General features: G+C 44.2%; 8 protein-coding genes and 1 pseudogene. 5 read left to right on the forward strand and 4 right to left on the reverse strand.

The features are described from left to right. Nucleotides 1-1,633 precede the first annotated feature (1,633 nt). The gene (locus H524_RS0100840; RefSeq protein WP_027938862.1) at nucleotides 1,634-5,242 is read left to right on the forward strand and encodes a two-partner secretion domain-containing protein; all 3,609 of its coding nucleotides are present in this window, start codon (nucleotides 1,634-1,636) and stop codon (nucleotides 5,240-5,242) included. A 602-nt stretch (nucleotides 5,243-5,844) separates the two neighbouring features. Here the strand turns inward: H524_RS0100840 and H524_RS0100845 are convergent. Beyond that, on the reverse strand, nucleotides 5,845-7,029 hold the full coding sequence (locus tag H524_RS0100845; RefSeq protein WP_027938863.1) for a PD-(D/E)XK nuclease family protein: 1,185 nt from the start codon (nucleotides 7,027-7,029) through the stop codon (nucleotides 5,845-5,847). A 595-nt stretch (nucleotides 7,030-7,624) separates the two neighbouring features. Between H524_RS0100845 and H524_RS0100850 the strand changes: the two genes are divergently transcribed. Then, nucleotides 7,625-8,887 (forward strand): DUF1189 family protein, encoded by a 1,263-nt coding sequence (locus H524_RS0100850; protein ID WP_169726109.1) that lies wholly within the window; start codon nucleotides 7,625-7,627, stop codon nucleotides 8,885-8,887. A gap of 581 nt (nucleotides 8,888-9,468) precedes the next feature. After that, nucleotides 9,469-9,894, forward strand: a complete 426-nt coding sequence (locus tag H524_RS0100855; RefSeq protein WP_027938865.1) for a DUF1036 domain-containing protein — start codon at nucleotides 9,469-9,471, stop codon at nucleotides 9,892-9,894. A gap of 553 nt (nucleotides 9,895-10,447) precedes the next feature. Here H524_RS0100855 and H524_RS0100860 read toward each other — a convergent pair. Continuing rightward, nucleotides 10,448-11,443 carry an MYG1 family protein gene (locus H524_RS0100860; RefSeq protein WP_027938866.1) on the reverse strand — a complete coding sequence of 332 codons (996 nt, stop codon included), beginning with the start codon at nucleotides 11,441-11,443 and terminating at the stop codon, nucleotides 10,448-10,450. 570 nt (nucleotides 11,444-12,013) lie between these two features. Here H524_RS0100860 and H524_RS13520 point away from each other — a divergent pair. Together H524_RS13520 and H524_RS0100870 are read left to right on the forward strand one after the other, a co-directional pair. Beyond that, on the forward strand, nucleotides 12,014-13,012 hold the full coding sequence (locus H524_RS13520) for a tRNA-dihydrouridine synthase (protein ID WP_052338823.1): 999 nt from the start codon (nucleotides 12,014-12,016) through the stop codon (nucleotides 13,010-13,012). A gap of 308 nt (nucleotides 13,013-13,320) precedes the next feature. Next, nucleotides 13,321-13,899, forward strand: coding sequence for a hypothetical protein (locus H524_RS0100870; protein ID WP_027938867.1), 579 nt, complete (start codon nucleotides 13,321-13,323; stop codon nucleotides 13,897-13,899). Between the two features lie 195 nt (nucleotides 13,900-14,094). On the opposite strand, the gene H524_RS0100880 is transcribed toward H524_RS0100870, so the two are convergent. Together H524_RS0100880 and H524_RS0100890 are read right to left on the reverse strand one after the other, a co-directional pair. After that, on the reverse strand, nucleotides 14,095-15,066 hold the full coding sequence (locus H524_RS0100880; RefSeq protein WP_027938868.1) for a flagellin N-terminal helical domain-containing protein: 972 nt from the start codon (nucleotides 15,064-15,066) through the stop codon (nucleotides 14,095-14,097). Nucleotides 15,067-15,275: 209 nt separating this feature from the next. Next, nucleotides 15,276-15,482, reverse strand: a pseudogene (locus tag H524_RS0100890) (flagellin); the annotation flags it as partial. Nucleotides 15,483-15,814: the final 332 nt, after the last annotated feature.

Here is a 15,814-nt window from a genome sequence, read left to right on the forward strand (position 1 = left end):
GCTAATTTATCAGGCTTATATGGAATCAAGAGGTGGCCTACAAAGCTTGCACCGGCCATGGATTAGATCACAACCATAGCTATCTCATAACCTAAACAAGTACAAACAACAGCAAGCTCATAAGTTTAGCTAGCCTATAAACACAGCAGCAAATAGTGGTGCTAGCTTTAGAAATGCGCTCTTTGGGCTGCTAGCTTAGCTTGCATCCTTCTATTCACTTGCATGCATGGATTAGCTTAAGCACGTTTGTGGCCATCAGTGACTGTCTAGGCTGATACGGCTATGTTTGCTAGGCAGCATGCGCGACAAACTTTGTAGGAGTAGCCATACCTTGAGACTTGGCAATATCTTGATGGTGGCAATATCACGATACGCGGCAATACCTGAATGCACTTCCATACTTTAATGGTGACAATACCTGTGGGTATGGCATTACCTGAATGCATTTCCATACCTTAATGGTGGCAATACATGTGGGTATGGCGATACCTTAATGGTGACAATACCTGCGTGCATGACAATACCTGAAGGCACTTCCATACCTTAATGGTGGCAATACCTGCGTGCATGACATTACCTGAATGCATTTCTATACCTTAATAGTGACAATACCTGTGGGTATGGCAATACCTGAAGGCGTGCACATACCTCAATGGTGACATTACCTCGATGCGCGGCAATAACTGAATGCGTAGCCATACCTCAATGGTGAAATATCTAGAGTAGTGGCCATAACTTAAAGCCTGGCCAACCTTAATGGAGGCAAACTCAAGAGGCGTAGCGATTCATAAATGCCTAGCTATAACTTAATGGTGGCAAACTCTGAAGGCGTAGCGATTCATAAATGCCTGGCCATACCTTAATGGAGGCAATATCTGAAAGCCTGGTCATACATTAGTGTTGAAATACCTGTGGGTGTGGCAATACCTAAATGCCTGGGCAAACTTTATCGTGGCCATAGCTGAAGGCTTGGCAATCAAAGCTGGCGTGGCAAACGTGGCGAGCGTACGTTGAGCTCAAAGGGCATGGTAGTGATTGTGGCGCATGGGATGAGGAGCAGCTCGTAGTGTAGTGGCAGTAAGGCGCATTGTGTCTTAAGCGATTGGCCGGGGATGGTTGCGATATGTCACTTTGCAGATTTGACTGCACTTGCTGGCTTTGGGGCTTAGTGGCCTCATTTTGTGAAGTGCTTCACAAATATATTTTGGTGATCGCCCTCACACTCTGGGAGCTAAGAGTGAGGTCGCTTTGCTGTGATGGGGTGATTTTGTGAGATCTGGAGATGAGGTTTTGGTGGTGATGGCGGGCTTATTTATCTAGGTTTTATGGTTTTTTGAATGAGACAAAATCGCCCTTGGGGGCCTCTTTTGTTGTTCAGAAATAAGCGTAGTCTAGCTCATGAAAACAGTTGTATCGAGCTTCACGTTATAACAAAACTGCCGCTCTGCTATTCAGGGCGGCAGCTTCTTATAACAGCTGTGAAGATGAGTAATAACTGTCACTTTTTGTTAATCATTAAATACATTAAGTACAGCTACGCTAGGCGCTAAGTACATATGTGTACTCATACACATATCATGTTCAAGGTTAAAGATGCGTATATGAGTGTAGCTGCTGATATAGGACATGGTATATGTCACAACTACACCAAAATCCACTTCAGGCATGGGATACAGAGGCTATAGGCTCAATGAGTGAGTCGAGCTCGCACCATCATAGGCTTTCTGAGAGCAGCTTACTTGCAAGTAAAGATCAGCGTATTGCTGTAGCTGCAGCTTATGAGGCCGATGAGCAAGGTACTCTTAAGTTGTACTCTGATGTAGCTCAGGGCGCACACTCTTGTGAGGCTGGTGCTGCTATAGCTATGGGCGCTTCCAAGGCAGCAGGTGCTGCGGATTGTGCAGGTGGTGCGGGCGCTGCGACTGTGATTGCCGCAGCTGCTGTTGCTGTTGCCGCTGAAAGCGGCGATGTGGCTGCAGTTGACTCTATGCTTGGCAAGGCTGTTCGTGTTATTCAAGGAGCTGATGAGCATGAGCTGATGGCCGCTCAGTTGGGAAGTGGCAGCGTTAGTAAGCTTGGTGTAGCAAATGATGGTGCCATCGGACTTAGCTTTCATAACGAAGCTGCTGTGGTGGTTAATGAGGATAGTGCTGAGGCTATGGGTGCTCAGCATACTCATAGTCATGCCCAATGTGCTCATAGCATGGCTGCTGATGCGGTTAATGCTCGTAATGTTGGCGCAGGTTCGGGCGATGGCGCAGCGCATTTTAAGGAGCAGGGGCGTGTGGCTGCGCTAGCTGCAGCTTCTGCTAATAGTGATGCTAACGCTGCTTATAATGCTGATACTGAAGCTAACGCTGCTGATGCTGCTGATGAGGCTGATGCTGAGGCTAAAGCTGCTGATAGTGCTGAGGCTGAGTCTAATGATGCTAATGTTTATGCTGAGGCTAACGTTCCTGATGATGCTGTTGCTGATGGCGCTAAGGGCGAGGGTGGCACGGCTCTTATTTGTGCCCGTGGTGCTAAGAGTGCAATGCTTAAAGAGCGTATGAGGATAAGTAAGCTTTCGCTTGCTGCCATGATGTTTTGTGGCGCAGCTTGGGGCTATAGCAATGCAGCTCTGGCCGCTGGTGCCATGCCGGATATTAACAAGGCCTACAATGCCTCAATTTCACAGCAGGCTAATGGTCTTGGCACGGTGATGACAGTATCTACGAATAAGAATAACGCGCTCTTGATTTGGAACTCGTTTAATGTGGGCGCAGGCAATGCGGTGCACTTTAAACCAACACCAGGTAAGGTGGCCTCATTTTTAAATGTGGTTAAAGGACCAGGTGCGTCTCATATTGATGGCCATATTGTCGATGATAGCCATGGCTCGAACTTATACCTCATCAATCCAAATGGCATTAGCGTAGGTAGAACAGGATCTATTGAGAACTTTAAGTCGGTTTATTTAGGCACCTCTAAGCCATCACAAGAACTGATGAATCGTTTTAAGGATGGTAATGGCCTGCCACTGCCACCTGAGATCATGCCTCAAGGTAGAGGCATGGGCAAGATTACCTTAATGCGTTCCATCGAGAGTAATGATATTCGCATTAATGGTGGTCATATCATTATTGGTGCGGCCCATGAGGTCTTTGATGCAGCTGAGGATAAGACCAAGATTCAGCTCAATAGCTCGATTGACCGTATCGATATTGGCGGTAATCTCGATGCTAAGCTTAAGACTAATCAAGGCATGACTTATCGTGATTTGCTTGAGAAAAACGGACTTAAGGCTGCTAAGGACAGTGACATCAATGTCAATGGATCACATAAGAGAGGAAGCTTTATCGATCACTCTAAGCAAGTGGGTATTTATGGTGCCGATCAATTAGTCAATATTAAAAATGACATGAGTGGTAACTACTGGTTAGTGGGAGATATTGAGCTAAAAGATCACGCGCCTATTGGCAAGGATACTAATGAGGCCTTCAAGGGCACCTTAGATGGAGCCTTTAACAGCATTACTTACTCAGGCACCATTGATGATAGTGGCAATTATGGTCTGTTTGCCGCTACTGATGGAGCTACGGTTAAGAATTTGAAGCTGCATGAGGCTCAGTTTACTCTCGATGCTGCAGCTAAGGGCAAGGATGTAAATGTTGGCGCGATTGCCGGCACCATGCATAACACCAAGCTTGAAAATGTCGAGGTCAATAAGTTTGAGATTAAGGATGGTCGTAGAACGGTAGCCTTAGGAGCACAGAGTAATTTAGGTGGTGTAGCTGGCAAGCTTGATGGCAATACTAAGCTTAAAAATGTCATGGTTAGCCTTGAGGATAAGAGTGCAAGCAAGCTTGCCAATGATTTAAAGGCCGGCAAGATTGCCTCAGCAGGTGTGCTAGCAGGTAGTGTTGCAGGTAATGTAGCTAAAGAGGGTGTAGTCGTAGCACTTAAGCCTAAGGATGGCGCAGCAAGCTTAGATGCCGTAAGTAAAAATGATGCTAAGGTAAACATTGCCACTACTTACTCAGATGCTGCAGCTGAGGCTTTAGCTAATGGCATGAGCCAAGATGAGCTTAATAGCATCTTTGTAAGCTCCGGTACTCAAGGTAAGGATGACTATGCTTTAGGTATCAAGGGCTTTTTAAAACCATTTTATGTGGCGGACTTTAACTTTACTTATGATGGCAAGGTACATGACTATCGTGATTTAGTTAACAACGAAGGCTTTGATATCGATAGTCTGCTCACTAAGACCGATGTGCGTGATTATGCGCAAAAGGATGCAGGTTATTACGACTTTGCGGTAGTGACACGCAAAGAGAATCAAGAGCTTGGTCATGACTTTTACTTTTCATACAAGTATGCCGATGAGACTTGGGATAAAGGAGCAGGTGGCAGCGGTGCTATTCATGATCGCAATCAGCGCGTGGATTCTTTAGGCGGCACCTTAACCGTCAATATCAACAAAAAGCAGGTGCAAGTAGATGTAGCTGATCAAGTAATTGCCCATGATCACAAGCCAAACCTAAGCTTAGGCAAAGATACTATTACTAACTTAGATGACTTACTTGCTCATGGCTTAGTCACTGGAGACAAGTTAGATGATTTAGGCATTAGTTTAGAGATTGGTGTAGATGGCAGCATTATTGGTAAGTCCAATAGCCACAATTATGAGGTGGCCTTTAAGCCAGGTACTCTAACCGTACTGCCAAAGCCACAGCCACAGCCAATGCCTCAACCGCTGCCAAAACCAGAGCCTTTACCTGAGGTAAATCCTGCACCACAAGTACCTGCAGCAAGTGATGATAGAGAGCTGCCAACTATTGCTAAGTGCTCACACTGCGGCAATATCGCCAACTCCATTGGTGGTGCCATGCCAACCTTGGTTAGTGGTAGTCGCAAAATCTATGTAGGTCAGCTTGATTACGCACCTGCATTTATGGCCGCACTTGAGGATGGGGCTCCCAAGGAGAGCTTTAATGAGCAGGTGCTGGCATATCATGACAACTCTGATGCCAATAAGGCTATGGCTTATGTAAATGCACTTGCCTATAGCAAATCAGATGATGAAGAGGATGATGATGACAATAGCTACATTGAGAGCTATGCCCATGCTTCAAAACAAGAGCTTAATGGCTTTGAGGATGATGAGATAGATAGTGTTGAGGCTATTGATCCAAAGTTTGCTAGCAACACTATGAAGAATGTATCCAAGCTCATCGAGGTAGAAGAGCTACCTGCAGCCTAAGGGGCAATTAATTACAAGTACCAAGATACGCTCAACCAAGCTTAAGATGGCAAGCACTATAGAACTTAGCATCATCAAGCTTAAGGGCAGAGCATAATGGCCAGTGAAACAACTTAAGCTACTTGAGCAAATAAGCTACTTGAGCAAACAAGCGACGACAAGCGCACTGGCCTAAAGAACATGCTATATCCAAAGCTCCTCATTGAATTGGGATCCTCAAGGCAAACTCATAGAGTAAGCTTGAGCAATGAGGGGCTTTTTTGCGTCTAGTGCCACTAGTGCCACCCAAAAGATTCCTGCATAAAAAATCCCACCTCACGCATTTCACAGATATAACAAGCCATCGAGTACTACGAAGTCACTTCTCTTGACTCAAGGCATAGCCATATAAGCCATTACTGCGCAAAAGGATATTAAAGGAACTAAGGCGCTTAAGGCTCATAAATTTCAGCAAGCTCATAAAGCTCAGCTAGCTTAGCATCACAAGCGGCATAAGCTACAATAATGCGCCATCAGGGCAAGACTTTAGCAACGACTAATGCAGCCATCAGCAATATAAGCTTATTACTTATAAAAGCTCTGAGTACGTGAGTACAGGAACACTAGGTAGATGACCTTAAGCTATTTAGCTCTAGTAGCCTTGGTTCAAGGTCGCACATATGGCTATTAATATCGTCAATCATGGAATCAATAAGCGCTTGCCTTTTAGCAGCATCTTGTAGAGTTGCTCTGCTCTCTTCGTCAAGTACTCTGAGGTTAGGCCCATACTTGTCTTTAGATTGCTTGAGGTTAAAGTATTTCCAGCCTAGCCATACGGTGTGGTTGTCAAATCCCTCTTGAAAGAGTTGAGTAATTAAACGACCAAGGTCTTTTAATAGCTGGGGATTCTTTTTGTAATCGCAATGGTTAAAATAGCCATCTACTTCGAGGGATAAACCATAACAGATGTAGTACTCTATCTCGATACAAAAATATATGGTCGCATCCTTATTATTTAAGGAACACTTTGTTAATGGGATATTAAAGCCAAAGAACTGTGGTGATTTTGGGAAATTAGCTAGAAACTCTTGTTTAGTGCAGGTACTGTAGTTTTTGTCTAAACCTTCATCAGGGACAGCATAGCGTTGTTGTAGTAAAGATAGAACTTTAGTTTTAAGCTCATTCACAAATTGCCATACTAGCTCTGGGGATCTTGTAACACCGTCTGCAAATAAGTGCTCAACTAATAGCTCTTTATAGCTTTGAATAGTACTTTTTAGTCTAAAGTTTTGTTGGACTGTTTCTAAAGCAAGCGAGTCCTTAAGCAGCCTCATAATGTGATCTTTGTAAGATAGCTTTATTAATGAGGCATTTTCTTCAGTATCTGCACAGATGCTGTATTCTGATGGCTTAAGTCCTTCAGGGGTTAAATAAATTAGCACAATCTCCTGGCTTGTATATCCTAAGTTCTTGAGTGCTGCAAAATAGTTGTCTAATTGCTGTGGCTGATCACGAGCATAAATCTTGTTTTCTATAATGAGTACGCGATAGTAAGGTACTTCTGAGCCACTAGGCTTAAACTTAAGACGTACTAAAATATCTATTCTTTTAGAGTCAGGACAAACAAATTCAGTGTCCACAGCACCATCAATTAGTTCATCACTGTTTATATTAATTTTGTCAGATAAAAGCTTAATGAAGGCGCAAAGTATCTCATGCTCTTTGAGTAAAGAAGCTATCAGACTAGAATGCAAAGCCTCTTTACGAGATGCGTTGATCTCATTTAGAACATTGTATTGTCCATACATAGCAGCTCCTTAATATTGAATTGACAATAGCTAAAAGATAAACGTGAACTTATTGTCTTGCAACTAAACTATACCCTCATAATCTTGCGATTGATACAGCAAGCAGCTTGCTTTGTTGTTAAGTCTAAAAGTATCAACTTACCAAAATTATGAGCTAGATAATAAAAGAGCTATCTAGCAAGCAAGGAAGCGCTTTGGCGTTGCTCTGAGTAGCGAGGCATGGCCAGGACTTTCTTAAGATGCTCGATAAAGCAGGGGATGGAGCTCAAAACTGCTGAGCAGCTGCTCAGTTAATCTGGTGCGGGTGCTGGTTTTGATGGTGCACACGAGCTCATGGTTAGGCGGTGGTTTTGATGATGCACACGAGCTCATGGTTAGGCGGCGGTTTTGATGATGCACATAAGCCATGGGCGGGCGCTTGATGGTGCTTGGAAAGTGTGAGGTTTGCTCTGTTAATGGATAGCGAAAGTATCTATCAAGAGAGTGGCATGTATACTTGCTATAATAGGCCGTATTTCTAACTTGGCGGATTGATAAGCTATCTATGCAATTTGATAAAACTCTTAAATACCTCTCTTACCCGTTTAAGGCGATCGTGTCACGACGCTTTTATTTTGAAGTAATGTCAGAAATGGCAGGAGTGGGTATTACCTATCTGTTCTTGCTCTGCGCTGCTATTGCACTGCCTGCTACTTATCAGGTTAAAGCAGCCTTAGCTACCTTACAAAGTTATGAGCTCTCTACTGTAGTAGGTAAGATTCCACCTAGCTATATTGATACTAATGGCGTGCTCTCTCCAACTAATCCTGATGATGCAGCTGCAAAGGTAATTTATAACTCCAAAGGCCAGGCTATTTTGGCCTATAACTTAGAAAATGGTCCTATTGATGGACTCAATGAGTCAGTGCCAATTACCATCACCTCACATGCTGCCATCCTTAATACCCATGATGGTACTGTAACTGTGCCTTGGACTTCAGTATATGGCAATGCTGGCTCGCAATTTGAGCCGCTGGAGATGGCTCGTGCCTTAGAGCAGGCCTTTAACTCCTCATATTACACCGTATGGCTCATGGTGACCTTATGGATGTTCTCCATGCTTGCCTTTATTGTGCTCATTGCCGGTGCTGCTACTAAGGCCATTGGTAGCATCTTTGTGAAGACCAAGGTAAGCTATGCCACCGCACTGCGTTTAAGCTCTTATGGCGCTACCTTAGCTGCCTTCTTAATGCTCTCGCAGTTCTTCTTTAATATCTCATTCTCTTACATCATGCTCGCCGGTATTCCGATTTGCTATACCGTATCTTTCTTAGTACAGCTAAGAAAGGTCATTGAGACGTGCATTGCTGATCCAAAGTTTGCGCTGTCAGCACGTAATCCGCTGCGTCAATTTTATGAGTCCCAAAGCCGTGTGCGTGAGGACAATACTGTTGACCATGGCCCAGCCTATGACGATCTTGACGAGGCAGGTCGTTTTGAGCGTGAGGAAAACTTACGCCGCATCTTTAAGCGTAATGCCGATAACATCAGAATGAACATGATGCATCAGCAGCACAACAATCCATATCAAAACCAATCTCAGTGGCCAAACTCCAATGAGCAGCGTAATGATAATGGTATGTGGCCTAATGCAAATGACGAGAGCTCTAAAAACAATGAGCCACAGGACTCAAACGCTACTGACAATCAAGCAAAGAGCCATAATGAGCGTAAGGATAATGAGGTCAAGCCAAATCCATATGCTTACAATGCTAAAGATGACGATGACTCCATCTTCAACGATAACTTTGACGATCTGCCAGAGCGTGGAGAAGTCAAAAAAGGCGGCGAGGGCAAGGACTCATCCTTTACCCCTTAGTCTGTAAATTGCTCACAAGCATCCTCTACCAGCAAAAATCTCAAAGCCACATGCCTTGCGCCTAAGACAATAGTCCAAGGCTAATGCACAAGGCCAAGACAAGGCCACGGCAAGGCTAACGCATAAGGCCCCATGCCAAAGTCCAACAGGCCAATGCCGAAAGGTACATGGCAGCAGGCACCAGACCAGGCGCTTAGCAGTTAAGCTATGCATAGCATTGCAAAAAGCACGAGAAGGCTTGCTAGAGGAGATGGCATGGTAGAGGAAAGGGCCTAGTAGAGGTGATGCCCAAGCAGTCAAAGATAGAGAAAAAATCACTACTTGGCTGCAACAGCACCTAAGCACAAGGCAAAATCGCCTCTTATGGGATTAATGAGCCCCACATGAGCTTAGTTTTGCTACAAAGATGTAAACAAATGCTGTGCAAGCTACAAACTCATGAGTACTTAAGGTACAATCCGCACAGTTAGTGCAAGTTAGGAAACTTATGCATCGCTCTTGTGCTTTGCTATTAGTTGCTTAAACAGGTACTATACTCAATACTGACGATTGGAATTACGTTCGCGCACGGAGGATGGACAGTGTTACGAAAGACAGTTGCAACCTTAGCTATGGCTTTAGGTATGGGCGCTATAAGCAGTGCTAATGCTTTGGTGCTTGAGTGCAAGAACGTGGCTGACGTGCCAATTTCAGTAGCCTTATCTTACTTAGACTACGATGGTAAGACCTGGATGGTTGAAGGTTGGTATAACTTCCCTGCAGGTTCACGTGCTAATATTGAGCTTGAGAGCTCTAACGACATCTTCTATATCTTTGGTGAGTTTGAGTCAGGCGACTTAGTCTCCGGCGGCCCAGGTGCCTTAAATCTGCCAGTTAAGTACCGCACCTTCAAGCACATCCAAGGTCAGCAAAATGGCCAGCCAGACGCTGAAGTATCCTTTGTACGCGGCGTAGCTTCCCAGGGTGTTGCTCAAATCACCTTTGGCCCACTCGCTCCAAAGAAATAAGTTAAGCACGCTAAGCAAGCAAAGTAATCAAGCCAAGCAAGGTATTCAAGCCAAGCTCCTGCCGCTGCTTAGCCGCATCAAAAAGCTCACAAAAGCCCACTAAGCACACCACTTAGCGGGCTTTTTGCTTATTAGGCTATCTCAAAGTACTCCAAGAAAAGCTTAACAAAACGTAACGCTAATAATGCCTAGTCTGGCAAAGAGCATTAATTGCTGCAGCATAACTAGCAGCATAATTGCCAATTACGCATCAAGCCACTTAAAAGATGCAGGCAGCCCACCTCAGTACAGTTAGAAGAGCACATGAGGACAAAGGGTATAAGTGGCCATATTCTTTTGTAATGGAGCAATACAAGCACAAGGACTATGCTTAGCGAAAGAGAAAGTGAGCACTTTACCCTGAAGCTACCAAGAGAAAACAGGGTTTAGGGCAGAAGATCGATATTTAGCAGCACAGCAATGTATAGCCCCATAACAAAAGACCTCCACAAGGGAGGTCTTAAGTGTGCTTAGGCTAGGGCGTCACTAAGCTTGAGATAATGGTAAGTATTGCTTACTCGTTGCTGACACCGTCTTTAAGCCACATGCGAGCAAGTTCTAAATTGGTCTCAAACTCCATAGCACCGCCAGTGAAGCCGGCACGGTGAATAAAGATAGTGCCCTTAAGGCCAGTTACTGCATCTAACTCTTCATCATCTAAGCCACGCCATGCAACAGGAGCAGTAAGCTTGTTCTTAAAGCGCTCAGCCTTAGAGTAAGGCAGCGACTGTACTCGCCAGCCGCGTTTGCGATCTGGATAGATAGCGAGCTTGCAGTTAGCAAAACGCTCAAAGTCAGACAGAACAGCTTGGCTCCAAGGTAACTTCTCATGCATGATTAAGAGCTCACCACCATCATAGACAGCAAAGACCTTGGCAATACCAATCTCAGTGTTTAAGGCATTGATAGAGGCGTTAATGAGCAGGGTGCGCAGAACCTCAACAGTGGTCATGAAGTTTTTGTCTTGCTCTTGAGCTGAGATATCTGGAATGTTTTGCATTGCTACTAAGTAGGCAATGTCTGGAGAGAAGCGATAGAACTCATTGAGCTCATCCATCACACGCTGCTCACCTGCGTTTTCAACCTTAACAGTGTCATGTAAGTAGCTATTGAGCTGACCATTATCGTTAAGGTCAACAGCGTACATGATCTCACGGTCAATACGATCTTTAGCTGCAGCTAAGATCTCATCAGTAAGCTCAGAGCGCTTCTTGTCATTTAAGAACTTGTTGGCGATCTTCTTTAAGTACTCAGAGCCAAACTTATCCCACATTAAACCTGCAGTAGCGTAGTTGATGCCATTGCTACGGGTGAGATTAAACTCATTAGAGTGGTGATCAAAGTGCTTTTCGTCATTCATGCCAGAGACATCGATAATGATGTCGGCAGTCTCAAGCGACAGGGGATCGCGTGAACGAATTATCTTGCAGTCTTCATGAATGAAAGAGATGATGGCACAAGCCAATGTCTCGTCGGCATGAAAGCTACCGTCATGAGTTGCTATTTTCACAAGTTACCCCTTAGCTTGCGACCTCTAATCGCAGCGTTGTTAATAAAAACACTGTGCTAACTTAAGCACCTTAAGTTCACATAAAGCCGATATTACACAAATAAAGAATCAGCGTTACACCATCGCAAAAAGCGATCATCATGCATAAACGCCTATCAAGACAGCTGTGAGTATCAGACAATATGAAATAATGATCTTACCACCATTGTATCTATGCAAATTGAATATGGGTCAAAAAACGCAATAAGATCTCAATCAAATGGGTGTAACAAAATGAGTTAATAACTCAAAAGTACGAAAAACCGTAGCTATGTCACGTTTTTGGGGTAAAATGCAGCGTTCAGATTTTGGGCACATCATCTTCTACAAGGAAGAGATCTAAAAGATCCAAACCAAAACTAAGCGGGATCTGATGGCCAAAAAACATTTTAGCGACATACATAACTTCATTAAGGCCCTCTATGGGATGCCAAAGCGACAGACAATTAAGTCGCTTAGCTGAAGTAATATGCTGCTATAAGCTATTAGTACAGGATGCAGCTCTAAGTTTGCTGCACGGAGGAACAGACAGTGGCTCTTGCGATTAGTAAAGTTTATCTTGCTCCAATGGAAGGTGTAACCGATCCACCAATGCGCAAGGTTTTGACTCGTCATGGAGCCTATGATGCCTGTACCTCCGAGTTTATCCGCGTTACTGATGAGCCAATTCCAAACAAGACTTTAATCCGCTATGTACCTGAGTTAAAGCAGGGTGCAGTTACTGACTCTGGCTGTCCATGCCGTGTGCAGCTTTTAGGCGACGTACCTGAGTCCCTTGCCATTACCGCTAAACGTGCCGTGGCCTTAGGTGCTAATGCAATTGATCTGAACTTTGGTTGCCCTTCTCGCTTTGTGCATCACGGTGGCTCGATGCTCTTAAAGGAGCCAGAGCTCTTAAACCGTATCGTAAGCACTGTACGTGAAGCCCTTGATCCTGCTATTCACCTGTCAATTAAGTTTAGAACTGGCTTTGCCTCATCTGACGAGTTACCGACTATTATCAAGGCAATGGCTGTAGATGGTGTCAATGAGTTAATCATTCATGCTCGTACCCGTAAAGATCTCTACCGTGCTGAAGCTATTAATCATGCTGCTATAGGCGGGATCATGAGCCTTACTAATGGCATTCCTGTGGTAGCTAACGGTGATATCGTGGATATGAAGAGCTCTAAGGACTGCGCAGCTCTGACGAATACCGATCGTCAAATGATTGGACGTGCGGCCTTAGGTATCGTCAATATTGCCCAAGTGCTCAAGAGCCATGCTGAGCCTTGCACCATTTCAGAGCTCCTTAACGTAGTTTGGGAGTTTGCTCTAGAAATGGTCGCTTTAGGTTATGCAGATAAATCCGTAATGGATAGAATGAAGCAGTTCTTAGGCTATGCTCGCAAGTTTAGACCAGAGCTCAATAGCTTCTTTAGAGTCTTTGCTCGCTGTCAAAGTGTCTATGAGGCACAGCACTTGCTAGTATCTTACATAGAGCATCCAGAACAATTTGAGATCGCCCCTGAGATGCAGCCAGGCGCTTAGAAAGATCACAAGATGACAAGATCGCTAACGCCGCTAAGTCTTTATGATGCTACTCTCAACGCAACAGCTTGAGCATCAATATGACGCTGCACATATTGTGATCATTTAAGGCGACCAAGAATAGATAAAAGCCCAAATAACATTAAGCTTTGTGATAAAGCTTAGTTAATCATAATAAGATTATGAGCATGTGGCTGATTCTTTGGTAGGATGTACACAACAATTTAACGTCTGTGCTAAACCTTGTGTGGATTCCGTTTACACAATCTTGCTCAAGACCATGTTCAACCTTTAACGGAAAGTAATTTATGGCTAAGTCTAAGTTTTTTTCAGCATTCAAACGCGCTGGTTTAATCGCTGTGATGACTATTGCCGGAGTAGTGGTTTCATCTAGTGCTCAGGCTGTTGAGCCGGACAAGGCAACGCTTACTCGTTGGAACGACTACATGAACAACATCGTTCCTGTTTACTTTCCGGCTGTTCCATTTGGCTGGAAGATCAGCATTGATAACAATGTAGTTACTTACAGCAATGCAGTAAAGCAGAAGGTTCGTAACGAAACTACCATGAAGGGTACTTTCATCAAGATGCGCTATACCCGTAAGACCTCACGTATGGATGCATCCCGTTACATGGATAGCTACATGAATGCTCATGCATGCACTGAGAAGATAGAGCAGGGCAAGGGCTTCTACACCACCTCATGCGTAACCACTAATACTTACGCTATCGTAATTGGTGAGGTAGACAACATGTACATCATCGAGCTGACCGGCGATTACAACAACGCAGCTCGTGCCATCATCGAAAACTATGTTGGTTCCATCGTACGCGGCAAGCGCGTTTTTGCTGACCGCTCCATCGGTGAAATCACCCCAATGTACTAATCAAACGAAGTTCTCAGCTTACAAAACCAAAAAATCCGCTCGGCCCACCCAGCGGATTTTTTTATGCCCGCCATTTCCCAAAAAAAAGCAAAAATCACAGCTCCCACCACAAGTGCTCTTGAAATGCCGGCCATAAAAAAGGCCGTCACGAGGACGGCCTTTAGCGATATGAGTATTTGATTATTAATCGGTATTTTAGCCGCCTAACAGGCTTAAAGCAACAGTTGGACGCTGGTTAGCCTGGCTCAGAATAGTCTGAGAAGCCTGCTGAATAATCTGGTTCTGAGTTAATGAAGCAGTCTCAGATGCAAAGTCGGTATCACGAATACGTGAGCGTGCATCAGACTCATTTTCAGCAATAGAGCTCTGATTGCGGATGGTGCTTTCCATACGATTTTGGATTGCGCCTAGGGCCGCACGCTTAGAATCCACGGCCTCAATCATCTTATCGATGTTAGCTAAAGTTACTTGTGCAACAGATGGCTTATCCACTAAGAAACGTGCAAGAGATGGTGCGTTGGCATCTGAAAGAATGATGCCGGCAGCTTTACCAGCTTCAACAGCAGTATTTTTAGTTTCTAAGTTAGCAAGCTTAGCAATACCATTCATGTGGAAGCCAGCTGTCATGAGCAGCTTAATAGTATCTTGTGAATTAGCTCCTACCTGGAAGAAATAGTTGCCATTTGCATCCTTGAGAGTATCAAGCGGATTACCTGCTGTTGTGGCTTTACCATCTTTTGCACCAAGACTCATAAGTACATGAGCGCCTGCAAAAGTGGTCTTATAACCGATACGTGAAACCTCATGACATAAGGCATCCACTTCCTCTTGGAGGGCCTTACGATCTTTTTCAGTATTGGTACCGTTAGCAGCTTGTACAGCTAAGGTACGGATACGCTGCAGCATGTTGGTGGTTTCGTCTAAGGCACCTTCAATGGTCTGTGCTAAGGCGATACCGTCGTTTGCGTTGCGATTTCCCTGATTTAAGCCATTTATCTGGGATGTTAAGCGATCAGAGATCTGCAGACCAGCAGCGTCATCTTTAGAGCTGTTGATACGAAGACCTGATGATAAACGCTGATAGGAAGTGTTGAGAGCTAAGGTAGAGTTTGCAAGCTTACGCTGAGCGTTAATGGAGCTTACGTTGGTATTGACGTATAAAGCCATAATCGTTATCTCATATCAGTAATTATGTAGGCTGCCAAGCTAAGCTGCTCGCACTACAAACTAAACTGTGAAAGCATATTTGTAAGCAACAGAATATGCAGGCACTTACAAATGGACTCTCGAATCATGACATCTCTCAAATAAGGCCGCAAAATGAGATAAAAGCGGCCTTAGAGATATGAGAGATTACGAAATTTAGATCCTAGCTATTAACCGCCTAAGAGATTAAGCGCTACAGTAGGACGCTGATTAGCCTGGCTAAGAATAGTCTGAGAGGCCTGCTGGATAATCTGGTTCTGAGTTAAAGCTGCGGTCTCAGATGCAAAGTCTGTGTCACGGATACGTGAGCGTGCATCAGACTCATTCTCAGCAATAGAGCTCTGATTGCGGATGGTGCTTTCCATACGATTTTGGATCATTTTTGCGACATCTTTGATTGCAAAAATGAGCTCTTCAACTAACTTCGAAACCCAATTATTATTTTGTCGCAAATTCTCGAATACAAAATTTGTCATAGGAGCAAATTCTCTCTTTTTGGCGACGGTTTCAATGCCATAATTCAATAAACAAATTTACATACGCTACGTATATTATCACCATATGTGAGGTGATGTACGTCACTAAGCTGGTATTGACAATTAATGACATTTGTGCTTATTCATTAAAATGTCAAAAGCAAGACGTAACAAAGCGATGCTGTATTTCTACAACATTAGAAAGCACATAATATGCCAACATATAATACTAT

Source organism: Anaerobiospirillum succiniciproducens DSM 6400, assembly GCF_000482845.1.
Lineage (GTDB): Bacteria > Pseudomonadota > Gammaproteobacteria > Enterobacterales > Succinivibrionaceae > Anaerobiospirillum > Anaerobiospirillum succiniciproducens.